Below are 25,123 nucleotides of genomic sequence, written 5' to 3'. Positions count from 1 at the left end.
TTATTCTTATTAATAAGTCAAACGAATACCTGCCTGTATATTGAAATTAAACGGATTTTCTTTACGTATGGTCTGAATGTCCGAGCCATCATCGAAATAATAAGCGACGCCCGGCTCTACATAAATACCGACACGTTTCGTTGCATTCAACTGTGCACCTACCGCACCGGATACGGAGAATTGCAGAGGTTTCACCGTTTCCTTTTCAGAACCGAGCTTTCCATACACGCATTTCTCAACCATACCACCACCGGATACATAAAGAGTAACGAGCTTCTTATCAAGGAAATTCCAGTTGGCACGCAACGGAATACCGATATAGTGGAGTTTCTGTTCTATCTGATGGTCGTCATTCGCCAGTTTAGCGTCAGAAGAAAGGAGCGTATAAGTCAGGCCGGATTCGAGAGAGAAGCCTTTCCCCAAGGCTTTACGGATGGATAATCCGAAAGAGATGGGTTGATGATGCTTAATATCAACTACCTGTTTTGCCTGGCGTAGGTAAGGTACTCCGTCTTCAAAAACCAAAGTCTGGTCGTTGGGAATCTCCATCAAACCGTTGGATACAGAAAGCATACTGACACGGGACATATAAGGATACGCGCCCGAGCCTACTTCTGAAGAAGCGCCACCCGAATTTCCTACTCCAAGTCCCATCGACCAGGTTCCTTTCCGGGAAGATGGTTTCTCGGCCGGGATATGATATTTATCTCTGCCGGAAGGACGGCGCGGTCTGTTGCTCGCTGTCGGTCGTTCCGTATCTTTCGTTTGAGTTTGAGTTTGACCGGCATTTGTATCTTCGGTCGGTTCTCCCTCATTGATGACTGTTCCAGGTTCTTTTTCTTCTATTACAGGTGTCGGTTCATCCTTCACGATGGGCTCATCTACCGGCATCTTATGTTCAGGGATATTCCGGTCAACTTTTGCCAACCGATTCTCACGGGCAACAGGACGCAGGACAGGCTCGACGGAAGTTCCTTGCATGTCCGGCTGCTGCACGCCCGGCAAAGCATCGGGCGTAGAAGCCAATGCCGGTGTTTGTATATGACGCATTTCATCTGCCGCAGGTGTCCCCAGGAAATACAGGCTTACTGACGAGACGACAGCCAGCAATATAACAGCCGCAGCCGCCATCATCCATTTTCGATAAGGATATATCTTCCTCTCCACGGGGGGCATAAGTTCTTTCTCCAGTTGTTCCCAACCGGAAGCAGGTGTCGGCTCGGAATAATCCGCGAGCTTCTCCTTCAACTTATTCATCCACAATTCTTTATCTTCCATCTCTATCTATCCATTATGCGTTATCCATTCTTTTACTCTTTTTGCCAATACCGTCTTCGCGCGAAACAGTTGCGAAGCCGAAGATTTCTCATTAATACCTAATACTTGAGCGATTTCTTTGTGTGATTTGTCCTCGAAAGTATAAAGGTTGAACACTGTACGATACCCGGCAGGCAGTTCTTCGATAAACTGCATCAACACCTTTTGGGGTATCGCTTCCACATCAGAAGCATCCGGCTCTTCGTATTCTTCGGGCAACTCTTCCAATGACGCTGCCTGATTGATTACATCATTCTTCCGGAGATACTGCAAAGCAGTGTTGACTACCACCCGCTCCATCCAAGCCCGCAGGGAGCCTTCACCCCGCCAGGTGAATTTGTCGAAAGAGTCGAATATCTTTATAAAACTGTCGTGAAGCAGATCCTGGGCCGTATCACGGTCGCCGGCATAGCGCAGACAGATGCCAAGCATACGCCCCGCATACTGCTCATACAGTTCCTTGCGGGCCCGGTTGTTTCCTTGCCTGCATTGCTCCGACAACTCTAATTCTTCCATTCTCTTATACACGTGTTTACCTTATAAATGCAGCAAAGATAGAAATACTGCATAGAGAGAACAAGTCTTTTAGCACTTTTGTTTCTTTAACAGATGCAGATGCAATATTTTGGATTCCCGTGCATTTTTTGAGTACAAAGCAGTATTATTAATCAATCTAAAACCTAGTTTATATATGAAGAAATTGAAATTCATTGCCTATATCTTTGCTATTATGACCACAATGCCGATTCTCCAGTCTTGCCTGGACGACGATGACAGTCCGTCCGACTTACTGGTTATCAGCACAATAAATATGATGAGCCAGGATAGCAAGGATTTTTATTTCACCTTGGATGATGGAAAGAAGATGTATCCAAGCAACGGACAAGGATGGAATAACGCAGATTTTGCGGATGGGCAGCGTGCCTTTGTCATGTTCAACGAACTGGAGGAGCCGGTAAGCGGATATGACTACAATGTACGGGTAAAAGAGATTAAGGAAATCCTGACCAAGGACATCGTCACTATGGATGAGGAAGAAAACAATGAGGAAAAAATCGGAGACGATAAGATTAACGCTACTTATATGTGGATTAACAAGGATAAGAAATATCTGACTATCGAATTCCAATATTATGGTACGCACAGCGAAGATAAGAAGCATTTCCTGAATCTGGTTATCAATAACCTCACCCCGGCTCCTACCGCAGACGAGGATAGTGAAGAGGATGAGTTTATCAATCTGGAGTTCCGCCACAACAACGAAGGGGATTATCCTCAGACTTTAGGCGAAGGATACGTATCCTTCAGACTGGACAAAATCAAGGAACAGATGGAAGGAAAGAAAGGACTAAGAATCCGTGTCAATACTCTATATGGCGGAATAAAAACATATGAAGTGAAATTTCCCTAATCTGCTAATCGAAACATGAAAGACACTCTTTTTTAATATAATATATTAATTACGCAAAAGAGGGCGGTAGTTGTGAAACTCCCGCCCTTCTTATTTTTTGTTATAGGGAATGTAAACAAAGCTTCGGCAATGTACTTTTTCATACTTAATCAATAAATTGTTTATTTATGGATTTATTCTCCCCAAATAGATAATTAACTCAGGGAATCAAAGTCTATATGTATAATTATGATTAACTTTGCGACATTTTTTAAACAAAGAAAATTACACCGAATGAAAAAAGGACTTTTTTATGCTATACTGGCCTCTGTTTTATGGGCTATTGTCAATCCATTTATCAAACAAGGACTAAGTTACGATTTTACTCCGATGAACTTTGCCGGAATCCGTTTTACTATTGTGGGGATTATTCTTTTCGCATACACCTGGCACAAGGGTATGTGGAAAGAGATACGTCAGCACAGCAAGTTATTCCTGAATCTGATTCTTATCAATATGTTTATGGGATATACGGCTTTCTACTTCGGTGTGGATTTTGTGAGTGGTGCCATCTCGTCTATTATCATGGGGATGACTCCGCTTATCAACGTGCTTCTGGCGCATTTGCTTGCTAGTAATGACAGACTGAATGTCCATAAAATAATCAGTCTTGTGGTCAGCCTTATCGGATTGTTTCTGATTATAGGAATGGGAAGCGATGGTGCGCCACTCGATTGGAAAGGAATCGCCGGTATTGTGCTGTTGCTGCTCAGCATTATTTTTCAAGGATATTCCGCTATCTCCGTTTCGGAAGATAAGGGAAAAGTAAATCCTATTTTTCTGAATGCCGTGCAGATGTTCTTCGGCGGGTTACTCATATATATGATAGGACTGGGCACGGAAGGTTATCATTCTTTTATCGGAAAGCCGGGCGGATTCTACATCAGTCTTGGCATTCTGGTGTTTATTTCTGTCTTTGCTTTCAGCTTTTGGTTTATTGCTCTGCAAAGTAAAGGTGCGAAAGTCAGCGATATTAATATGTGCAGGTTGATTAATCCGATTCTCGGCGCAGTGTTGAGTTGGATGATGCTTCCGGACGAATATCCGACATTCAGTACGGTAGCGGGAATGGTTATTATCGTCAGCTCCTTGATTATTTATTTCAAAGGAGCTGAGATAAGCCAATGGGTCAAGAAGAAAACAGTGAAAGCAAACTGAGTTATTGCAGAAGCTGAGTTATTGCAGACTTTAAATTATAGTCTGCTGAATTATAGCAGACATTGAATGGCCTGCAAAGTCAGCATTTCTTTAGGTACCGCCGCTTTTATTTCTTCTTTCAGTACACAGAGCAGGCTATGACGCACGAAATCTCTGCTAGTGATCAGTACAACTTGACGCGTGGGACGTGGTATAGCGAACGGGCGTACCAGTTTCCGCTGCTCTTCTGATAATTGGGATACTGCCAATTCGGGAATAAAAGTTATCCCTTTCCCGCTTTCCACCATGCGCATAAAGGTTTCCATACTCCCCAAGCGGTAAGCCATCTGACTTACTTTTACAGCTTCCATCTGACAGAAGCGGACAAGCTGGTCACGGAAGCAATGTCCTTCATCCAGTAACCAAAGGCGTTCGCCGGTTATATCGGAAGTGCGGACAACCTCATGTTTGAAAGAGGGTTCTTTCTTGGATACATAAGCATAAAATTGCTCGTAGAACAATGTCTCCTCCGTAAGAAAAGCATCTTCCAGTTTGCTGGCTATGATTCCTGCATCCAAATCCCCACTATGCAATGCCTGCTGAATATCCTGCGTTTTCATTTCTGTGACACGAATATCCAGTTCGGGATATTTCTCCATCAGTTGCGGAAAGAAGCGGGGAAGCAGATAGGGTGCAATAGTGGGCAATACTCCCAACCGGAATATACCGGATAGTGATTGCTTTTCTTCACTGATGATTTCTTTTACCTGAGCTGCCTGCGCCAATATCACACGAGCCTGGTCTAGCACTTTTTGCCCGATAGCTGTCGGGCAAACGGGTTGAATACTCCGGTCGAACAGTTTCACTCCCAATTCATCCTCCAGTTTCTGAATCATAGCGCTCAATGTGGGTTGTGTCACCCGGCAATATTCCGCTGCGCGGGCAAAGTGCCGGAACTGGTCAACGGCTAAGATGTATTCTAATTGTTGTATTGTCATCTATCAAATTGTTTGATGTTATAGATTGTATCTATGCAAAGATAGAAATTTTCAGTTTGACAGCAAGCACTTTCCGCCTTATCTTTGCAGTACAGAAAAAGAAAACAAGTATAAATCATTAAAATAAAAAAGTATGAAAACTTTAGAATTTATCAAACTGAACGAATCGGGAGCAAACAACGTAGTAGCATCTTTGCAACAATTATTAGCAGACTTCCAAGTGTATTACACCAATCTTCGCGGTTTCCACTGGAATATCAAGGGACATAATTTCTTTGTACTTCACAGCCAATTCGAAAAGATGTATGATGACACTGCGGAAAAAGTAGACGAAATCGCAGAGCGTATACTTATGCTGGGCGGTACTCCTGCCAATAAGTTCAGTGATTATCTGAAAGTTGCCAATATCAACGAAGTGGATAAAGTAAGCAATGGAGACGAGGCACTGAACAGTATCCTTCAGTCTATCAGTTACTTGATTGGTGAGGAACGCAAGATTCTGTCTATCGCTTCACAAGCCGGAGACGAAGTTACCGTTTCGATGATGAGCGATTATCTGAAAGAACAGGAAAAACTGGTGTGGATGTTGGTTGCTTATAATAGCAAGTAATTTATAAAGGTTCAGGTTTTAAGTGAAAAAGAGAGGATATTTCCCCAAAAAGGAATATTCTCTCCTCCTGAATTAAAAACACTCTTCAAAAAGTTTCTGCATTTGAGGATATTTATCATCAGTATCTTCAGTCTCCATACGCAATTTTATCATCTCCTTTTTCATTTGTTTAATAACAGGAGCATACTCCTCCTCATTATATACACTACGATCTTCTTTCGGATCTTTCTGTAAATCATAAAAGTCCCACACGGGTGCAGTAGGAGTCTCCTGTCCATCCGTCATATCCAATGGTTCGCCATAATAGAAAATAAGTTTATAACGTTCATTACGAATTCCCATATGAGCAGGACGAATAGTATGATGTGTCCAGTAACGATAATAAAAACTACGCCGCCAATCAGTAGGTGTTTTTCCGCAAAGATTATCTACAAAACTGCGTCCTTGCATCTCTTTAGTCGGTTTGACACCGGCTAATTGTGACAGAGTTGGAGCAAAATCAACATTCAGGATCAAGTCTTTCACCCGTTTCCCGGCAGGAAGTTTTCCCGGATAACGAATAACAAATGGCATACGAGCTGCTTCTTCATAAAACATACGTTTATCAAAAAAGCCATGTTCACCCAAAAAATACCCCTGATCTGAGACATATACAACAATCGTGTTATCAGCGATTCCCATATCATCCAATACTTTCAGAAGCCTGCCTATATTATCATCGACTGTTGCTCCGCAACGTAAATAATCTCTAATATATTTTTGATATATAGCTTTACGGGCTACCACACGTTGCATTCCTTTTGTAGAAAACGGTAGTCCGGGATAACGGCACCACCATTTATCAGGATCGGCAGAAGCTAACTCCCATCGCCTTCCTATTTCTTCTAACTTTTGCCCGACAAACCCTCTTCCATTAGTTTCAGGCCCCCAGTCCATCAGATTTTCCGGTTCAGGGAAAACAACTCCATCATACAAATGTTCCATTCTAATCGGATAATCATACGGTTCATGGGTAGCCTTGAAATGGCAACACATCAAAAACGGCTGTTTATCTTCCCTGTTTTTCATCCATTCAATTGCTTTATCTGCCACAATATCTGTCGAAAAACCTTGTATACACTCACCAAAATTACGGTTACCGGGCCAAGGATCAGTACTATTGATAAATAATGGATCGCGATATACACCTTGATCGTGAAAGATTGAATAATAATCAAATCCTTGTGGCTGTGACTTCAAATGCCATTTGCCTACCAAAGCGGTCTGATATCCGGCCTGCTTCAATATTGTCGCAATCGTAGGCAATGAAGTATCCAATGAATCGGCTAATGTATATACTCCGTTCTTATGGCTATATGCCCCTGTAAGAATGGAAGCCCGACTGGGTGAAGAAATTGAATTTGTACAAAAACAATTATCCAGCACCACTCCTTCGGAAGCTAAACGGCGAATGTTAGGATTATGAACATAATCGGCTAATATCCCTCCATAAATACCCCATGCTTGTGATGTATGGTCATCACTTAAGATAAAAAGAATATTGGGACGTTCATTTTCTGTATTCTTTTGCGCCCAAGCTTTTCCATTCGAGTATGCAGCCAATACCCCCAACACAGTCAGTGAAAAGATTCTATTCATTGTATTATTTTTATTTTATCAAAAAACTTCTGCTTATTTGGAACAGCCCTCGCTACAGGATATCTGTAACGAGAGCAAAATCCTACTTATATACAATCTATCGTATATTTATGTAACCAGTATATTCAAAGCCCATAGTAATTGCGGGATGTGGGAGACTCGCCGGTAAATTAAGCGCCCCTTGAATAGTATAAATCCGAGTCGTTTCATCATACTGGATAGTAAACGAACCAGGGTTATCAGTATCAAAGTTTCTATTGTTACCGAGGTCTGACGCTTTTAAGTTCACATATGAAATCTCATCTATTTGAGCTTTAGAATATTCTCCCGGAAGTAAAGCCGACTGCTTGATTAAAATCGCTGCCATATTACCAGGCTCATCCATAAGAATCAGCACCAAATTACCCTCCATAGATTGGCACTGTGCCGTTGTGAATTTGAAATGCACATCTATATCAGATGCATCTTTTACCTCTATCGTAAGTTCTTTGGAAACTCCGCTATCATCATTCGCTATTATCTCAATAACCGCAACGCCCGTTCCAAGAGCTTCAATTATGCCATTCTCCAATGAAATGACTTCATTTCCTTCTTTCAAATTATAAGAGACAGATTTATCAGCCGCATTATCCGGTAATACGGTGAGATTAGCATTCAAATCGAAAGTATCACCTACTTTCAGGCTCAAACTCTCAAATCCACCAGCCACAATAATTTCTTCAACCTTCACGACATAATCTACAGCTACTCTGTATTTGGATTGGAATCTCACCACATTTGCGTTATCCACCAATGTGACAGTCAGTTCTGCTTCACCTGAAGCAACACTCGTGATTACCCCTTCCCGATCTACAGTAAAAACTTCCACATTGCTCGAACCAAATCTGAAAGAGTATTCCTCCAAATTGCCAGCATTGTCCGGAATAACACTAACATGCAGGGTGGTGGTAGTTCCTAATCCCTCAAGCGTAATAACTCCTTCTTCGGTCATTAATTCATTTTCAACAGAAACTCCAGTAACAGGATTCTTCACCGCCTCCGCCTGATAGATTTCGTCATCATCACTACAAGCTGCGCATATAGCAGTCATAGCAAACATTAAATATAGTAATTGTTTTTTCATACTTGCCTAATTATTAATTGATTGGTTGATTTTCTATTCGGGACAACGTACTCCTTCTGTCCAACTAAGAGTCTTATTAATGTCCCAGCCATTACCAGTCCAGTCTTTGATTACCGAACCTTCTCCTTCATTAAATCTCCAATAAGCAATCATATCCTGATAATAATCCGGAGAAATATAACACATATTATTCTGAATCTCATTCTGCGTCAGAGCTTTCTTCCATACACGGACTTCACTTATAGATCCATCCAAAAAGCGGGAATTCAACGAGGAACCAATACAGAATCTACGTTTATCGGTATGTCCGCATAGAGTAATAGGTCCGCGTGGCGCATCTACTTGTCCGTCCAGTTCACCGTTAACATAAAGCTTAATACTGGAACCATCAAATACAACGGCAAGATGATACCATTTGTCAACTTCAAATTCTGTTTTTCCCGTTACGAGGTAACCACCACCTGCCAATTGTATTTGATTCGGCTTAATAGTAACATCTCCAAATCGCAATAAGAACTCCTCTTCTACTCCTATTACAGTACTAATATAGGGGCTAGCTGTAGCAAACTTATTAACCTTGACCCTTGCTTCCATTGTCACCTGCGGAACACTTGCCAATGAAGGTTCACTTTCAAAAGGAAGTTGCATATTAGTGCGAGAAAGAGTAGCGGCATTGACAATCATCACCTGATTCAATACAAGATACATTGTCCGGGAAGAGTCTAAAACAGGCATATCTCCAGTTACATCCGTAATAGTCAAAGGTACACAATAAGTGACTCCCTCCTCTAAATTTGTAGTCCTCAATAAAGAAATGATTAATTGTTCTGAAATGTTCTCACCTGCTTTCAACACAATCTCATTATTGGATAACATATAATCCTCGGTCGGGACAATTTTATATTTTTTCCCGTACAGCACGTTATAACCTTCCAGTTTATCCGGATCTACTTTGATTCTTATAGATTGATCACTCATAGTCTGGCAAGAAGCTGAAACCGTCACTCCGATTTCAGTCGGTCCATCTATAGTATACTTAACAGCAGGAGAATCTTCCGTACCGGTAAAGTATAAAACATCTTTAAATGTTTCCGCATTTGTACAGGCTGACAGGATGCCTACCCAAAATATAGTCAATAATATGTATTTTACCTTCATATCTTTTTTCTTTTTAGACATTATTTCTTTGCAGGATTCATTATCTGAATAGCTTCACGAAGATATTTATATTCAATATCCGTATGGTTGTACTCATATTCCATATGATAACTTCCCACTCCTCCTTTATGTTGATTTTCCGTTATATTTTCCGGCTGCCAACGTGCCATTCCAATCAAAGAAGGAATAGTGCCCAGTTCCGGATCAGCGTAGTCAACTCCTCCCGTTGACCAGTAACTTTCAAAATTTTCCGTAGCTATAAAGCGCTCCGGAGCAATATATTTACTCACTTTATTAAACCTACTTTGCAGTGAAGACGGGCTGGAAGTACCATATGCCTGTGCAACTGCATAATCAGCATATTGCCATCCCTCTTCTGTGATTTTTTCAATGAATCCGTCTACACAAATAAGCTTGTCTTCTCCCAGATTAGCACGCACTTCTCTCAATAGAGTAGTCATATTCACTGCCTTATTGAATAAATCACTTCCACTACACTCATGGTCAAAGTCAACCCCATCATATCCATATTTGAAAACACTGTCAGCCACGGCCTTTGCTACGGCTGGAATATTTTCCGCTACATTTTCAAAGTTACCGGGAAAGTTAGCCATATTATGGGAAAAGATAGTAAATGTCACTTTGGTACCGTATACTTCTTGCACATATTTCAAGTCTTCAATCTGTGCAGGAGTCAAACTGTGCCAAGTTCCCCAAATAGATACCACATCTACGCTATCAGGCAAGTTACGCAAATATTTTGCCGGAGACGTTCCGGTTGCTTTCCAACCTCCGAACCATCCAAAAGCCAACTGATGTTTTGACTTTTTATAAGCTCTCAAATTTTCGTAATATTGAGCATCGCGCACTACAGGCTTTTGAAGTGGAATATTTTCTATTTCTGTATCACATGCTACTATAATTATAGCCAATACGAAAAAACAAAAGATTCTATTAATTATTTTATTCATAATAATAAAATTAAATACGTGATTAATTATTTCTTATCCCACCACAACTTTACATTTCCATAGTCATTACCACCAAGAAAATCAGTCACGGCTTTATTGACCTCCGTTGTATTTGTATCATACTCTGTAGATGGGAATGGAATACGACGGGGACCGGACTTATCTACCTGCCCTGCACTAGCATTCGTACCATACAAATCAAACAACTTGGGATAACCGGTGCGACGATATTCACTCCAAGCTTCTTGTCCTTCCGGAAACATGGCAATCCACTTTTGCGTAATAATACGTTCCAGCTTCTTATCCGCCACATCATTTTCATTCCATGCAATGGTAATCGTTGATGCTGCGGCCACACTGCCCAATGTTCCCGATGGCGCAGCAAACGGTACAGGTTTATACGTATCACCTCTTGTCAAATAATCACCTAAAGCAACTCCCCATTGTTCAAAAGATTTCGTGATGCCTGCCTTATACAGTTCTTCAACTTCACCACCCATATTCCAGCCATGGAGTTTTCCTTCTGCACGCAAAAAATAAATTTCCGCTGCACACATCCATTGAACGGGGCTTTCGGCAAATATATTCGGAGAAGACAATTTGACGTAATTTTTCTTGTCCGTGACATTGACTCCCAACCGGGCACCATGAAATTTATCACTGGCGTCTCCATATTCTGATTCCTGAAAATATTTAGAAAGACGGGGATCGTTATATCCCTTCATTATAGACTCAATATCAGCTCCCATACGTACATCCGAATAATTGTCCCAACAAATTTTCAACGGATGGAATACCGAGATTCCGTTTCCGGATTGCAACAAAGCATTTTCAGCATTTTCTGTAATAACTCCGTCTTTTACTGCTTCTTCGGCTAATTTCCGTGAAGTTTTTCCATTCACCTCAAATCCATTCACATAATATGTGCGCATAGCCAAACGTAGTTTTAAGGAATTTGCGAACTTCAACCATTTAGTAAAATCACCACCATATACCAGGTCATATTTATTTAAAGGTTTACTTCCCGGATGGATAGCAATATAATTCTGCAACTCTGCTATTGCTTCATCCAAGTCTATAAAAAAAGATTTATAGATATCTTCCTGCGAATCATAAGGAGTTTCTAATCCTCCGTGACCAAATTGTAAATAAGGCAAAGGTCCGTATATATCTGTTACACGATGCATAGTTGCCACCTTCAATATCTGCGCAACCGCATAAGCCTCCGGAAATTCCTCTTTGCCATTATCCCGGATTTGTTTCCAGGCCGGCATCACATTAGTAAATGCCACTTCAAAAGCAACATCATTCCATTTGTCATATCGCAAATTATAATGAACTGCAGAGCTCGTACCCCATGTACCGATCGGAGTCATATAGCCGGAATGCATATCCCCACACAAATTTTGAGCACGTTGAAACTGATTAGCATCGACATCACTGGTAGGTATTACGTCCATCTGCATAGCAGGAAAGAAGTTACCGATTTTCATCAATCCGACTAACATGTCTTCAGGAACTTCAGTAGGGTTGGTATTCCATTCTTTATAATTATCAGTACATGAAGCAATCATCATAGCTACTCCCAATGTACATACTATACGTCTTATTTTTCCTAATCTTTTCATTGTATTATTCCTTTCTGGTTAATTAATATTGGAATTTCACACTAAACCCGATGCTACGTACACTTGGTTGCATAAAATAATCAAACCCTTGATAATATGTACCCGTAGAAGCAGATAACTCCGGATCAAAAGGTGCCTTATTATGGAACATGAATAGATTTTTGCCAATGAGCGACACTGTCAGATTTTGTATCCGGTTACCAAACCATTTTGTCGGGAAAGTATATCCTAAAGTCGCTTCTCTAAGCCGTACATTCGTCATACTATAGACGTAGTTTGACAGGACTCCGGTCGAGCCATTACCGAGCACATTATAATAATCTTTTGCAGTCACCCGACCGCTATTAAGGTTTACTCCACCATTATCACGTGCCATAGCCGATGTTTTAGAAGTTCCATAATAATCCATCTTAGCTTGTGTAGCCGAAACACCTACTCCACCGATACGAGCATCAATCAGGAAACTAAGATTAATTCCTTTCCAACTAAAACTGTTGTTCCATCCCCAATTGAATCGGGGTGCCGCACTACCGGCTTTTATCCAAGTGTTCGGATCAGCTTCAATAGCACCGGTATTCGCGTCAACTTTGATATTGCCCAAATAGTCCATCTTCAATCCTGTCACATAAATATCACTCAAAGTACCACCCTCTTTCACTATCATCTTATAGCTTCCTTGTGGATTGAAAGGCTCTATTTCTGTAATGGCAATAGGTTCTCCTGTAATTGGGTTGGTAGCACCACCAGGCAACAGATAGACAACCTTATTACGATTCATTGTGAAAGTCAGATTTGAATTCCATTTCACAGGCCCAAGATCGGTATTGATACCCAAACGAGCCTCAATTCCCCAGTTGTTTACCTTACCGCCATTCAGCATATAATCACCGTAACCTGTACTTGGCGGCATAGTATAATTAATAAACTGGTTGTAGGTATTACTATTATAATAAGTAAGATCAATATTCAGCAAATTCTGAAACATTTTCAGGTTCATACCTACCTCTACCGATTTTGTACGTTCAGGTTTCAGGTCAGGATTCAATAATCTTGAAGAGGTATTGATAACACCATCTTTTATAGTATATGTAGGCATCGTAATCTGTCGCATCGGAGGATTACCAACTTCACTATATGAAGCTCTGACTTTTAAAAAGGAGATATATGCTTTTGACAAATCAACAATCTCACTAACAACTGCCGATACCCCTACCGACGGATAAAAGAACCCGCTTCTCTCATTATCAGTATTAGCGAGAGTAGAGAACCAGTCATTACGGGCAGTCAAATCCAGATATGCCCAACTCTTATATCCTAGTTGGAAAGTTGCAAACACGGCCTGATTATTATCTATATATCCGCCCTGTTCGGCCTTAGTATTTGCACCATTCTTACTTATATTGTTAAAAGAGAAAAAGTTAGGAACACTCGCCAGATGCCCTTCATAATTCGTCATTTCATAGGTTTGATGATTGAAACTGGCACCTAGGTTTGCTGTAATTCCCCAATTCTCCCAACGCTTGTTAACTTGGGCCATAACATCACCGTAGGTATTTTTATATCCCGACTTCATGTTCATATAATTACCATACTCTGATGCAAACAATTGGTCGGAAGAGGCCGCAATTTTACGTTCATAGGTGTCATTGCTATTATCTATACGCATACGGCCAACAACATTCATCCAGTCAAACACCTTATAATTCAAATTTGCCGAGAACATATAACGTGATTTATGATTACTCATATTCTCACGATTTACAATCCAATACGGATTTTCGATTGCCATTCCCTGATTACCATAAGGCCAGTATTGCACATCATAATATTTCTCACTATTATAACGTTCATATACTTTATACTTATTCAAATCATCCCCTCTGGGCATAAGGTATAACGCCACAAGAGGATTATGGTACTGCCCCTGAGACATCATATTATTGTCATTGGTGATCACATAAGAAGCACTCATGTCCAATGTCAATTTATCTTTTATTAATTCAGTGGTATTACGCAAGGTAAAATTATACCGGTTATAAGTATTATTAGGTATAATACCGCGCGCATTAGTCGATGCTGCTGAAAAATAAGTCTGATTGCGGTCATTACCTGCGGACAAACCTAACGAGTTCGTTTCAGTGAACCCTGTTTGAAAGAAATCTTTAGGTTCCCATGTGGCATCCTTTTTAGCTCCCCAACTGGCAAATTCACCTTCCACCGATCCATAAGTTGTCTGAAATTCAGGCATTACCAACGGACTCATAAACTGAGTATCGTTGGAGTAATTAATTCTCAATTTCCCTTCTTCTCCTTTTTTTGTTGTAATCAGCACAACACCATTGGCACCCTGCGAACCATAAAGAGCTGCAGCAGCCGCGCCCGTCAATACGGACATTGACTCGATATCATCCGGATTTATACTGGAAATCCCATCACTATCTCCTCCATCGGCATTCTCATAAAAGCTTTTTTCCTGATTAGAACGCATAGAAGCCATCGGAATACCGTCGATTACATATAAGGCATTGTTGTCATTCGTTATAGATTTCAAACCACGCATCACAACACGGGTGGAACCACCAATACCGGACGCACTTTGATTAATAGTCACACCGGCAATCTTACCTGCCAGGCTATTCATGAAGCTAGCATCCTTTACAGTAGTAAGATCGGCAGCTTTCATTTCTTGTACATTATAGGTCAATGATTTTACTTCACGTTTGATACCCAAAGCAGTAACGACCACCTCATCCAACACTTCATTATCCGGACGCATGGTTATACTATAAAAATCCTTTCCGGAAACGGCTATTAACTGAGTGGCATATCCAATATAAGATACTTTCAAAGTAGAATTAGCCAAAACTGACATAGAGAAATTTCCATCCAAATCGGTGATGGTACCAGTATTAGTACCATCCACTGCTACATTCACGCCAATCAAAGGTTCTCCCTTCTCATCAACAATTTTTCCTTTTACAGTCTTTGTAGTCTGAGAATTCGTTTCCTTTTTCTCAGGAACAATCATAATGTATTTATCGGTCAATTTATAAGAAAAGCCTGTTCCTTTCAAGATTGTTTTTAAGGCAGCCTCTAACGGTTGGTTTACTATATTCAAAGATAATTGTCGTTTATCTGAAAGTTGAGACTGATTATAAGCAACAGATAATTTAGATTGTTTTTCAACTTCGATTAATGCATTCTGTAATGTGATTTCTGCATTCTTTATAGTAATACGGATATTACTTTGGGCAAATACTGCAGTTTGCAATATAAACAAACAGCAAATAATTAGTGTACTTTTAGCTGTTTTTAGATATAAATTCATATCTTCGTAGCGTTTTTAGTGTTAAACTCATAATATTAATTCCATCAAAAACTTAGTATTCTATTTTTTTAATACTAAAAAACTTATTTCATATCCGGAACCTGGCGGCATCCTCGTTCCGGATACTTTTTTACATAATGATATATTTTAAGGTTAAACAATCACGTTTCTTATTCTATTCTACAGTTTTCATATAGCAAATATTCTTATCGATTTTGTAAGTGAACTTTCCTGTTACTTCTTTCATCACCTCCATCACTTCTCCAATATCCGTATTCTTGTTAAAGCTAAAATTATATTCATCGTCAGTAAACAAACTCGTATTATATTGGAAAGTAATGTCAAAGCGCCTTTCCAAAGTCAACAGAATCTCTGCCATTGTACTTCCACGAAATATAATCTGTCCTCTCTGCCAAGCTGTAACATCTTCCAAATTAGCGTCTGCTATTTTACTTTGGGCTGTCTTTCGATTATAAACGACCTGCTGACCCGGCCTCAAAATATAAGAATTATCCGACTGTTCATAGCCGACTTTTACCTTACCCTGAATCAAAGTAGCAACAATCTCCGGATCTTCAGGATAAGCTGCCACATTAAATTCAGTCCCCAAAGCCGTAACAGACATATTTGCAGATCGCACAATAAAGGGCTTATCCGGATTCTTCTTAACCTTGAAATCAGCTTCACCTATCAGATAAACAGTACGGGTATCCCCTTTAAACGCATCCGGATAAAGCAATAATGTACCAGAATTCACATATACCCGACTACCATCCGGTAATTCAAACTCATGTGTTTTTCCATCAGGAATATACTGTTCGATCATTGCAACCGCTTTCTCTTTAAATGTATTCTTTGTTAACCAAAATGTACCGGACACTGATACAACAAACATAGCGACTGCTGCCGCATATTTCCAAGGAAACAACCGATATTGTTTTTTAGTACCGGCGGATACTCCGACTTTATGATATACATTCTCTAAAGAAGTCCATGTGCCTGCATCAACTTTTCCTTCTGTTTCGTTCCATAATGTATTCAATGCAGCATCTTTTTCGTCAGCATGTTCTTCATCCAATAACCATTGATGTACTTCTTTGGTTACATTCTTACTATGCTCGGAAGCAGTGAATACATTGATAATTTTTTGAATATAATTCTTCATTTTAGATTTGCCTTATATAATATAGACAACTTGCTAAAACGGACTACTCAACTGAAATAGAAAAAAAATGCAATTAAGATGACTTTTTTTAATTCTTGTAGTGCAAGGTAGATGTGGCGCTCCACTGTACGAATAGAAAGTTGCAGCCTATCAGCAATTTCCTGATTACTCATTCCGTCTTGCCGGCTCATAGAGAAAACCTTTCTACGTTGCTCCGGCATATTATCTAAAGAAAGTTTTATCAGAAGCTGTAGTTCCTTTGCATAAAGCTTGTCGTATATGTCGAACTCAAAAGAAGGAGAATCTTCCTGTAACAGCTTCTCCTGATAACTAAGTTCTACGGACTGATGCTTTAAAAAGTTATAAATCTGATTACGAGCCATCGTATAGATATAATTATCCCATGTTTCTTTGTTTTCCCAGATTTCCGGATTATCCCACAGTTTGACAAATATATCCTGAGCAATATCTTCAGCATCTTCTTCCGAACGCAAAATCTTCCATGCAAAAGCTTTTACCTTCGGAAAAGTAAGAATGAAAAATTGCTCGAATTTCTTCTTCTTTTCTTGTTCACCAATATGTGTCATCAGAGATTTTCGGTTATTATCGTTTTTAACGAAGCCCAAAAATAGAAGCTTTTGCACAAAAAAACAAATAATAGCAATAATAAAAGTTACTTTTGATATCCATCAACTGGCTGACACGAGAAAAGTACTATTTCACAGAAATAGAATCTTTCAATCTGATATCATCCGAAGAACAACCAATCATTATCCGGAACATTCCAGGCTCAACAACTGTCTCCAGATTCTGATTGACAATGGATAGTTCATCTTTTGTCAAGATGAAAGTAATTGTTTTCCCCTCTCCTTTCTTTAAATGGAAACGTTCAAAGTGTTTCAACTGCTTCATCGGTTGGACAACTGATGCATATTCATCTCTTATATAAAGTTGCGCAACTTCTTCGCCATCATACTTTCCCGTATTCTTCACTTTAAATGAGACTTCAAAAGAATATGGTGCTTTCTGTGTTATCTGTAAATCGGAATATTCAAAAGTGGTATAACTCAATCCATAACCGAAAGAATATAACGGAGTAGCTGACATCTCTACATAATCATGATTTTGAGGAGCTTTCTTATTATAATATATAGGTATTTGTCCAACCGAACGAGGTACGGTGATGGGCAAGCGACCTGCCGGATTATAATCTCCAAACAAGACATCGGCTATGGCATTTCCACCTTCCTGTCCGGGATAGTAAGCCGTTAAAAGCGCATCGGCATATTCTGAAGCCCAATTCTTTTCTAATGGGCGACCTTCGATATAAATCACAATCAAAGGTTTTCCCGTCTGTTTCAAAGCATGCAATAATTCTTGTTGCCCGCCAAGTAATGATAAAGTAGCACGGTCGAATCCTTCCCCACATTCCATATCGCTGATACTGCCCTTTCCGGTGACTGCCGCCCCTGTCTCTTTATAACTTGTCTTGAAATCACGGGCACTGGACCCGCCCACTACTGCAATGACAACCTCAGAACGGCGGGCAGCCTCAACAGCTTGCTCTATTTCATTCACAGCGGTATCACGGATAGCGCAACCTTTCACATATTCTACACGCGAAGGAGATAGCTTGGCTATCACCCCGTCAAGCACAGTTTTCACATTACTATCTTCCTGAGGAGCGGTATAGTCCCCTAACATATTGTACCGATTATCAGCATTAGGGCCAATAACCGCCACCTTATTTATTTTCTTACTTAAAGGTAGAACAGAGTTTTTATTTTTGAGAAGTGTAATGGAAGCCTGTGCTATTCTACGCGCCAAACCGATGTGCTCTTTACTGCGTACTGTCCTTGCAGCAATCTTCGGTTCCACATAAGGATGCTCAAACAACCCCATTTCAAACTTCATTCGTAATACACGGCATACCGCTGTATCAATCACCATCCTATCAATTTGTCCGGTTTGAACAGCATGACAAAGATGAGTATAAGCCTCTCCACCCAAATCAACATCTACCCCTGCCGAAATAGCTTGTATTGCTGCATTTTCTTTTGTCGGAGCCACAAAATGACTTTCGTGAATCCCTTCAATACTATATAAATCGGAAACCACAAAACCACGGAATTTCCATTCATTACGTAATAATTGAGTCAACAGATAATGGTTCGACGTGCAAGGGATACCATCTATTGAATTATACGAAGTCATTACAGACAACGCTCCTGCATCTATTACCTTACGAAAAGGCGGAAGAAAATTTTGATGTAAATCCCGAAGACCGACTGACGCATAATTACCGTTCTGACCGCTTTCCGGTACGGCATACGCTAAAAAATGCTTCAAAGTAGCTATGGTAGCATATTCCTGTGACAAGTCACCACCACCTAACCCAGCAACCATGGCAGCTCCCAAAGCGCTACTCAGCACAGGGTCTTCTCCAAATGTTTCTTCTACACGCGACCAACGAGGATCCCGACTTAAATCAAGCACAGGTCCATAACTGATATGCCCTCCTTGAGTACGAATTTCTTTAGCAACAGCGTTTCCTACTTCTTTGATAAGTTCCGGAGACCACGATGCCGCCATTCCTATACCGGTAGGAAAAACAGTAGTTCCAATAGCCATATGCCCATGAGGGGCTTCTTCCGCCAGAAATATCGGAATCCCCAGACGGGTATTCTCCATCACATATTTCTGCAATGCATTTCCCGCTTTAGCAGCAAGTTCCGGATTGAGTCCGTTCTCCAATGTCTTCCTCGTCCACGGGTCTGCACGATAAGTCGCCCAAAGCATTCCTGCATTTCTTTCTTTGACAAGTTGCTTGAACTTCCCGGAAGGATAAACTTCATTTCCCTGTATCTCGTACATTTCCCAGCCCAGAGGACAAAGTAACTGACCGACCTTTTCTTCTAATGTCATACGGGAAAGTAAATCCGCAACCCTCGTCTCCGTAGACAAAGCCGGATTCTTATAAGGTAAAGAAGAGGGAGATTGGGCAAAGGTCAGAGTAGTTGCTACTAATGCCAGTATCAGGAGACTTAATCGCTGCATCATAATACACTATAATTTACAGAAACGCCGTATGACAGGACACACCAAATCCGCATATCTCATCATTCCCAAATCCGTAAAATGAACACCGTCAACCGTAGCCTCACCATCCTCTCCCAGCATCTTTGAAGAACGTACCAAATACATATTTTTTTCTCCTTTTTTCTTCAATGTATTAAAGACTTCATTCACAGCCCGGTTCCTATCTTCCACTTCATGAGCAATCATCTCGTCAAATAATGCATGTGTAAAGACCGGATCCTCGATAAAAAGAATCGGCACCTTCGGATGTTTATCACGGATAGTCTGATAAAAGACAGCCATTCTTTCCTTTATTTGTTCCACAGAAGCATTCGGTGCAAAATCCAAAACAAAAACACTTGCATCAATTTCAGCCATCATTTCTGCCACTTCCAAATCAAGCAAAGCATTACCACTGAATCCGAGATTAATACATTCACGGTTTAGCCTTCTTGATATGATATTAGTATGCGCCATTCCCGGTCGTGAAGCACAGCCTCCCTGCAAAATACTAGTCCCATAAAAAACAACCGGTTTCTCACGAACCGGACAATCAACCATCGGCTGCCCGATAACAGATAATGAATCTATTCCGATTGAAAGAGAAGAAACTCCATCATAAAGCGGCAGATAAAGCATAAATTCCCTTTCTTCCGGTTTCATATTTTCTATGATTGTCGTTTGAGTCATTTTCTGTGCAGGACGGGCACTGTTAACAAAACGCCAACTTCCATTCTTTTGCAGGCAATAAAGATCAAGTCCTTTTACTCCGACATCGGTCATGTGATTCATGTGATTATCAAAAAGAGTTTTCCATTTCACTGCAATTCTAGTCGAGTTGCTTCGAAAGCGTATTGCCATTCCTGCCGAATTACGACTCAAATTCCAAAGAGGCGCACGAGAAATATTCTTTAATGAGTCCGGAAATCTCTCATATCGTGCTCCTGCATAATTTGTGGCTTTACCTAATAGTGGAAAGTTTGCCGCATCATGATAGACGATTTGAGCATATACATGACATACCAATAACAGCATAGCCAAAATACCAATTATTCTTTTCATATTCAATCAATAAAACATAAAGTGAAACATACAAATCTTTAAAAGTTTATTTTTACATCCTCTATAACAGAAACCAATGGAAACCCATCCAATGAATCTTTCAGATTCAGCGCTTCAGGGGATGGCGGCATAAAGGCAGCCTTCTTCCCTTTAACCTCGGCATCCTTACTTGTCAATGTTACGATAGCATATAGAGGCTGGTCATAAGTAATTGAATATTGCAAGAGAGGAAATTTCCGATTAATCTCTTCCGGATAACGTTTTTCCGTCATTGAAGGCTGTTCAATCCACACATATGAGGCACTGTTAATCTGCATATATGTAATGCCATTTATTTCTTTTGTATAATTGCTGTGATTATGTCCGCTGAAAGCTAATACCACTTTTTTAAATCCTGCACGCCGGTTCTCATCTTCCAAGATTTGCCGTACTTCATCCCCGTTCCTCATAAATGTGTCGATACTCTGATGCGAGAAGATGATACAACGTTTCTCCGTACTCTCTAAATCACGTTTAAGCCACTCCATCTGTTCCGGATCCATAAATGCACGCATTTTGACATCTACATAATAGTTGGCTTTTGAATAGTGACGATACTCCTTTCCGTCAAACAGGTTGTTTCCATCCAACACAATAAAATGGAAATCTCCGTTATCAAAAGAATAGTAACGCCCCTGCATCCCCATGCCTTCCACATATTCTTCAGGAGTGTATATATCCATATCATGATTGCCTATTACATGATATTTATCTTCGGGAAACTTATCCCAAATCTTCAAACATGGCTGGCTGGCACTATCCAAACGACAGAAATCTCCCAATTCAATAATAAAATCCACTTCTGCACAAGAGGCAGCTGCAATAAACGAATCCAACCGCTCTTTTCCATCCGGAACGTCCACCGCATGCAAATCAGAAACAATAGCAAATTTAACCGGTTTCTCCGAAGTTGTACATGCAACCATGCACCCTACTATAAAAAGTATTATAATTCTTCCAAACATTATTCTTTGATTTAGATAAGCATTCTATTTTTCATTCTTTTGATACAAATCCATATACATTGCCGGCATAATCAACCCCAAACATCATATTGCCTGATACAGCAACTGTGCTCATCACAGGCGCACCCACTGAATGTTTCCAGCACAATGTGCCCGTCTCACAATCAAGGGTATAAAAAGCGCCATCCGAAGCTCCGAACAATACATATTTTCCCGCCAGTACCGGACTGCTTTCTATCTGGGAAGCCGGAGTGCAAACATAGGGAGAAGTGTAGATAAGTGCATCTCCGGTCATATAATTCCATTTTTCTTCCAGTGTTTCCCGATCCAGTGCAACCATACCATTCCGTGCCGTTCCAAAAATAATAGCCTGCTCAGTCACTAATGGAGTCGAGGTCACATCTACCGAATAAGGTAATTTCTTTCTCACCAAAATCTGCCCTGTACGAGCGGACACGACAAACAAAGAACTGTTAGATACAAAATACATCACTTCACCATGTATAGCCGGTGAAGATGCACGATTACGGACACCGTCTTTCTCTACTCTCCAAAGCAGCTTTCCCGTACGGGCATCATTGCCATATAAAGCATCCCATTGAACGCTACCGACCAACACTCCCGCACCTAAAGATAAAGTAGCCGTTGTCCCTTCACGCTGTTTCCATGCTGTATTTTTCCAATATTCACGGCCGGAAGCAGCTTCCACTGCACAAAGTCCTTTACCGGAACCTGCAAAAACCGTATCACCGGAAGCCACCAACCCGTCATTCAGAGCCGGCACTCCCCCTACATCCAATTTTTTTTCCCAGACTAACCGCCCGGTAGATGCATCCAAGGCATATAAATGTCCATCCACATCCTGTGCAAAAACAAGTCCTTGAGTAGCAGCAATACTATTCTTTACGGACGAACGCACAGCATACTTCCAGCGAACCGCACCGGTAACAGCATCCATTGCTACGACAGTTGCCTTTCCCAAAGCATTTTCATCTACAGAAGCAACATATATCATGCCGCGATATACAACAGGAGAAGTCATATAGATATTTGAACCCACATTCTGCGTCCACAATAAAGAGAAAGGAGCGGACAATGTATCTTTACTAATACCTATATGTTCCGGATTCCCCAGTAAATTGTTCCAATCCCCTTTCACTTTTCCCGTCCTTTTTGCTACTGGATAAGCAAAAATTTCCCGTGTTTCCGCCACCTCTCCATTCGCAAATCGAACTTCCACCTTTGCTGTTATCTGCCTGCCCTCGTACTTGTCCGGCAAAGTAATTTCCCCGTACCAGTTAAAATCAGTCCGTCGATACAAAGGTTGGCTATTAACAACTTTCTGTCCGTCCAGCAGACAAGTACACACGGCTTCACGAACAGGTGAGACTGTATGATAGGCATTTACTGATAAAGGAATTTTCCCATTTTCCAGCAAAGAAGCCTCTCCATTCTGAACAGAAGCTATCCGGACTTGCTTATTTATATAAGTATATCGTAGTTCAGAAGCCACCCCTCCCTTACCATTTACCTTTATGGCACGGAATGCTGCCGCAGCGTGGTCAATTCCGCCTCGAATCGGTGTCGAAGTACATATACTCACAGCATTCTGATGCTTCCTAATATGATTGATATGCAAATGTCCGTAAATCCACGCTTTCAAATTATGATTATCCAGGTCGATAAACTCACTGTCATTAATGCCATAAACAAACTTATCATCCGTTGTCAACAAATCATGATTAAACACAATAATCGGTTTTCCCGAAGGAATCTGTGCCAGGTCATTTTTCAACCACCAGTAAACGTTTTCTTTCGTATATCCCGGACGATAATCTCCTCCAAGCATCGGAGTTACAATATAATGGACATTACCCACATCAAAAGAATAATAGACCGGCCCGTAAATGTCCTCATATAATTCTTCTCCGGATTTTCCTTTTACCAGATCATGATTGCCAATACAATAAAAGACCGGAACTCCCATATTCTCAGAGTTCATCATAGATAAATGTACCTTCAATCCCGGTTCATAACAGATGTCCCCCGTATGAATGATAAAAGCAGCCTTTTCATTTATCGCATAGTCGCGTATATTAGCGAGCCAGCTCTCCTGCCCTTCTTTAGATGATATTTCCGTATCGGACACATGAACAAATGAATGAGCACCATTAGAAGCTATATCCACAGAGTGCAAAGGCAAAACGCCAAAATCATACTGTTCCCTGCCGTTTACTATACGATAATAATGCTTATGATTTGTATAATAACCCGACGGAGTCGTTATAAAAAGAAACTTTTCCCCTGTATGTCCTGCAAGAGAATATGTTCCTGTTCCAGTCGTTCTTACTACATTCAGACCATCTGATACCATTACACCTTCAAGCAGCTTCTCTCCTTTGTCATATTTCCCGTTCCTATTAGAGTCTACATAAACTTTTCCTGTATAGGCAGCATTCAAGCACACAGAAAACAATCCTAAAATTACATATAAGAAAATCCTCCTCATTATCCTTGTCTTATATAGCCTATCTGAAAATGGACATCGGTACTTCTCCCGTCCAACACAAAGGCTGTTTTACATTAAATAGTTTTAGAATTACAGATGCGGTATTCACCGTATTATTCGGCTCTTTTATTTCAAAACCTTTCTTAATTCGTGGACCTACTATTCCCCAAGGTACAATCATCTCATCCACCGTCATTCCCCCATGTTCATACCCCAAACCACCATGATCGGACAAAAGCATGAAATAAGTATCTTCCAGTAAACCCTCCTGGCTCAATTTTTCAAGAAATGCACCGATTTGCCTGTCGGCTTCTTCTATCGCTTTCAGATATTCGGACGACATCCATTTATAAGTATGACCGGCACCATCAGTATGTCCTGTATATAAGAACACAACCATAGGTTTCTCCCTATTAGCTACAATAAAATCAAAAGCCTTGTCACAATAAGGCATCCGGGCTTCGTCTTCATCATAAATCACAGCATCCAAATAGTCTTTATTATATGGATTTATCAAATTTCCCCAATTATAACAAAAAGCGGTTTTCATCCCTTTCACGTTATCTTTCAACACTTTAAAGAGGGAAGGATAATATCCTTTCTCATCCTTATCTACCGGTGGCAAAACGGCCTTATCCAATTGCCAATCGTTCGTATACACCCCGTGCTGTTCGGGACCACTGCCTGTCAATTGGCTCGTCCAATTGGCCTGTGTCATTGAGGGCATCACTACTCTTGTTGTCAAAGACAAAGCACCTTCCGCCAATAATTTATCCAAGTTCGGTGTATGTGCCCTTTTGAATCCTTCTACAGACACTCCATCAAGGGCGAGCATGACAACTCGCTTGTTTTTTGCTTCTATAGGCATTGTCATTAAAGCAATTAGCCCTGCATAGACTGCAAAACGCATATATATTTTCCTCATAATTTATTATCAATAGATAATA

The 25,123-nt window shown here is 40.6% G+C and carries 19 protein-coding genes; 3 read left to right on the top strand and 16 right to left on the bottom strand.

The genetic code is table 11. From position 1 onward, the window contains the following. Nucleotides 1–9: 9 nt before the first annotated feature. The gene (locus ACGHVY_RS03770; RefSeq protein ID WP_390597244.1) at nt 10–1,278 is read right to left on the bottom strand and encodes a hypothetical protein; all 1,269 of its coding nucleotides are present in this window, start codon (nt 1,276–1,278) and stop codon (nt 10–12) included. Nucleotides 1,279–1,284: 6 nt separating this feature from the next. Continuing rightward, nucleotides 1,285–1,833, bottom strand: a complete 549-nt coding sequence (locus ACGHVY_RS03765; protein ID WP_390597242.1) for an RNA polymerase sigma factor — start codon at nt 1,831–1,833, stop codon at nt 1,285–1,287. A 175-nt stretch (nt 1,834–2,008) separates the two neighbouring features. On the opposite strand from ACGHVY_RS03765, the gene ACGHVY_RS03760 reads away from it, so the two are divergent. Together ACGHVY_RS03760 and ACGHVY_RS03755 are read left to right on the top strand one after the other, a co-directional pair. Continuing rightward, on the top strand, nt 2,009–2,728 hold the full coding sequence (locus ACGHVY_RS03760; protein WP_390597240.1) for a NigD-like protein: 720 nt from the start codon (nt 2,009–2,011) through the stop codon (nt 2,726–2,728). A 273-nt stretch (nt 2,729–3,001) separates the two neighbouring features. Continuing rightward, entirely contained in the window at nt 3,002–3,925 is a 924-nt protein-coding gene (locus tag ACGHVY_RS03755; protein ID WP_308745875.1) for a DMT family transporter, read from the top strand. A 50-nt stretch (nt 3,926–3,975) separates the two neighbouring features. Here the strand turns inward: ACGHVY_RS03755 and ACGHVY_RS03750 are convergent, their stop codons facing one another. Beyond that, nucleotides 3,976–4,902, bottom strand: coding sequence for a hydrogen peroxide-inducible genes activator (locus tag ACGHVY_RS03750; RefSeq protein ID WP_390597238.1), 927 nt, complete (start codon nt 4,900–4,902; stop codon nt 3,976–3,978). Between the two features lie 133 nt (nt 4,903–5,035). Between ACGHVY_RS03750 and ACGHVY_RS03745 the strand changes: the two genes are divergently transcribed. Continuing rightward, the gene (locus tag ACGHVY_RS03745; RefSeq protein WP_007754058.1) at nt 5,036–5,512 is read left to right on the top strand and encodes a Dps family protein; all 477 of its coding nucleotides are present in this window, start codon (nt 5,036–5,038) and stop codon (nt 5,510–5,512) included. Nucleotides 5,513–5,584: 72 nt separating this feature from the next. Here ACGHVY_RS03745 and ACGHVY_RS03740 read toward each other — a convergent pair whose 3' ends face one another. From ACGHVY_RS03740 to ACGHVY_RS03680, 13 genes are all read right to left on the bottom strand, one after another. Next, on the bottom strand, nt 5,585–7,150 hold the full coding sequence (locus tag ACGHVY_RS03740) for a sulfatase (protein ID WP_390597236.1): 1,566 nt from the start codon (nt 7,148–7,150) through the stop codon (nt 5,585–5,587). A 97-nt stretch (nt 7,151–7,247) separates the two neighbouring features. Continuing rightward, nucleotides 7,248–8,273 carry an Ig-like domain-containing protein gene (locus ACGHVY_RS03735; protein WP_390597234.1) on the bottom strand — a complete coding sequence of 342 codons (1,026 nt, stop codon included), beginning with the start codon at nt 8,271–8,273 and terminating at the stop codon, nt 7,248–7,250. 33 nt (nt 8,274–8,306) lie between these two features. Then, entirely contained in the window at nt 8,307–9,431 is a 1,125-nt protein-coding gene (locus ACGHVY_RS03730; protein ID WP_390597232.1) for a DUF1735 and LamG domain-containing protein, read from the bottom strand. 20 nt (nt 9,432–9,451) lie between these two features. Then, nucleotides 9,452–10,402: a glycoside hydrolase family 18 gene (locus ACGHVY_RS03725; protein WP_390597231.1), complete on the bottom strand. Its 951-nt coding sequence runs from the start codon at nt 10,400–10,402 to the stop codon at nt 9,452–9,454. Between the two features lie 26 nt (nt 10,403–10,428). Beyond that, nucleotides 10,429–12,030: a RagB/SusD family nutrient uptake outer membrane protein gene (locus tag ACGHVY_RS03720; protein ID WP_390597229.1), complete on the bottom strand. Its 1,602-nt coding sequence runs from the start codon at nt 12,028–12,030 to the stop codon at nt 10,429–10,431. A 22-nt stretch (nt 12,031–12,052) separates the two neighbouring features. Next, a complete protein-coding gene (locus ACGHVY_RS03715) occupies nt 12,053–15,358 on the bottom strand; it encodes a TonB-dependent receptor (protein WP_390597228.1) in 3,306 nt (1,101 codons plus the stop codon). A 175-nt stretch (nt 15,359–15,533) separates the two neighbouring features. Then, a complete protein-coding gene (locus ACGHVY_RS03710; RefSeq protein WP_390597226.1) occupies nt 15,534–16,523 on the bottom strand; it encodes a FecR family protein in 990 nt (329 codons plus the stop codon). Nucleotides 16,524–16,570: 47 nt separating this feature from the next. Further along, nucleotides 16,571–17,110 (bottom strand): RNA polymerase sigma-70 factor, encoded by a 540-nt coding sequence (locus ACGHVY_RS03705; protein ID WP_308745884.1) that lies wholly within the window; start codon nt 17,108–17,110, stop codon nt 16,571–16,573. Between the two features lie 127 nt (nt 17,111–17,237). Then, a complete protein-coding gene (locus ACGHVY_RS03700; protein ID WP_390597225.1) occupies nt 17,238–19,583 on the bottom strand; it encodes a glycoside hydrolase family 3 N-terminal domain-containing protein in 2,346 nt (781 codons plus the stop codon). 6 nt (nt 19,584–19,589) lie between these two features. Next, a complete protein-coding gene (locus ACGHVY_RS03695; protein ID WP_390597223.1) occupies nt 19,590–20,663 on the bottom strand; it encodes an SGNH/GDSL hydrolase family protein in 1,074 nt (357 codons plus the stop codon). A gap of 38 nt (nt 20,664–20,701) precedes the next feature. Further along, a complete protein-coding gene (locus tag ACGHVY_RS03690) occupies nt 20,702–21,628 on the bottom strand; it encodes a metallophosphoesterase family protein (protein WP_390597221.1) in 927 nt (308 codons plus the stop codon). Nucleotides 21,629–21,698: 70 nt separating this feature from the next. After that, nucleotides 21,699–24,176, bottom strand: coding sequence for a PQQ-binding-like beta-propeller repeat protein (locus ACGHVY_RS03685; protein WP_390597219.1), 2,478 nt, complete (start codon nt 24,174–24,176; stop codon nt 21,699–21,701). A gap of 19 nt (nt 24,177–24,195) precedes the next feature. Then, the gene (locus ACGHVY_RS03680) at nt 24,196–25,101 is read right to left on the bottom strand and encodes an alkaline phosphatase family protein (protein ID WP_390597217.1); all 906 of its coding nucleotides are present in this window, start codon (nt 25,099–25,101) and stop codon (nt 24,196–24,198) included. Between the last annotated feature and the right edge of the window lie 22 nt (nt 25,102–25,123).

It is taken from the genome of Bacteroides sp. f07 (assembly GCF_042854785.1).
In the GTDB taxonomy this organism is placed as follows: Bacteria; Bacteroidota; Bacteroidia; order Bacteroidales; family Bacteroidaceae; genus Bacteroides.
This window is presented reverse-complemented; position numbering and strand designations above follow the sequence as displayed.

Coding starts and splice junctions, on each gene's coding strand:
- ACGHVY_RS03770 (WP_390597244.1), bottom strand. CDS start 1,278: ATGGAAGATAAAGAATTGTGGATGAATAAGTTGAAGGAGAAGCTCGCG.
- ACGHVY_RS03765 (WP_390597242.1), bottom strand. CDS start 1,833: ATGGAAGAATTAGAGTTGTCGGAGCAATGCAGGCAAGGAAACAACCGG.
- ACGHVY_RS03760 (WP_390597240.1), top strand. CDS start 2,009: ATGAAGAAATTGAAATTCATTGCCTATATCTTTGCTATTATGACCACA.
- ACGHVY_RS03755 (WP_308745875.1), top strand. CDS start 3,002: ATGAAAAAAGGACTTTTTTATGCTATACTGGCCTCTGTTTTATGGGCT.
- ACGHVY_RS03750 (WP_390597238.1), bottom strand. CDS start 4,902: ATGACAATACAACAATTAGAATACATCTTAGCCGTTGACCAGTTCCGG.
- ACGHVY_RS03745 (WP_007754058.1), top strand. CDS start 5,036: ATGAAAACTTTAGAATTTATCAAACTGAACGAATCGGGAGCAAACAAC.
- ACGHVY_RS03740 (WP_390597236.1), bottom strand. CDS start 7,150: ATGAATAGAATCTTTTCACTGACTGTGTTGGGGGTATTGGCTGCATAC.
- ACGHVY_RS03735 (WP_390597234.1), bottom strand. CDS start 8,273: ATGAAAAAACAATTACTATATTTAATGTTTGCTATGACTGCTATATGC.
- ACGHVY_RS03730 (WP_390597232.1), bottom strand. CDS start 9,431: ATGAAGGTAAAATACATATTATTGACTATATTTTGGGTAGGCATCCTG.
- ACGHVY_RS03725 (WP_390597231.1), bottom strand. CDS start 10,402: ATGAATAAAATAATTAATAGAATCTTTTGTTTTTTCGTATTGGCTATA.
- ACGHVY_RS03720 (WP_390597229.1), bottom strand. CDS start 12,030: ATGAAAAGATTAGGAAAAATAAGACGTATAGTATGTACATTGGGAGTA.
- ACGHVY_RS03715 (WP_390597228.1), bottom strand. CDS start 15,358: ATGAATTTATATCTAAAAACAGCTAAAAGTACACTAATTATTTGCTGT.
- ACGHVY_RS03710 (WP_390597226.1), bottom strand. CDS start 16,523: ATGAAGAATTATATTCAAAAAATTATCAATGTATTCACTGCTTCCGAG.
- ACGHVY_RS03705 (WP_308745884.1), bottom strand. CDS start 17,110: ATGACACATATTGGTGAACAAGAAAAGAAGAAGAAATTCGAGCAATTT.
- ACGHVY_RS03700 (WP_390597225.1), bottom strand. CDS start 19,583: ATGATGCAGCGATTAAGTCTCCTGATACTGGCATTAGTAGCAACTACT.
- ACGHVY_RS03695 (WP_390597223.1), bottom strand. CDS start 20,663: ATGAAAAGAATAATTGGTATTTTGGCTATGCTGTTATTGGTATGTCAT.
- ACGHVY_RS03690 (WP_390597221.1), bottom strand. CDS start 21,628: ATGGTTGCATGTACAACTTCGGAGAAACCGGTTAAATTTGCTATTGTT.
- ACGHVY_RS03685 (WP_390597219.1), bottom strand. CDS start 24,176: ATGAGGAGGATTTTCTTATATGTAATTTTAGGATTGTTTTCTGTGTGC.
- ACGHVY_RS03680 (WP_390597217.1), bottom strand. CDS start 25,101: ATGAGGAAAATATATATGCGTTTTGCAGTCTATGCAGGGCTAATTGCT.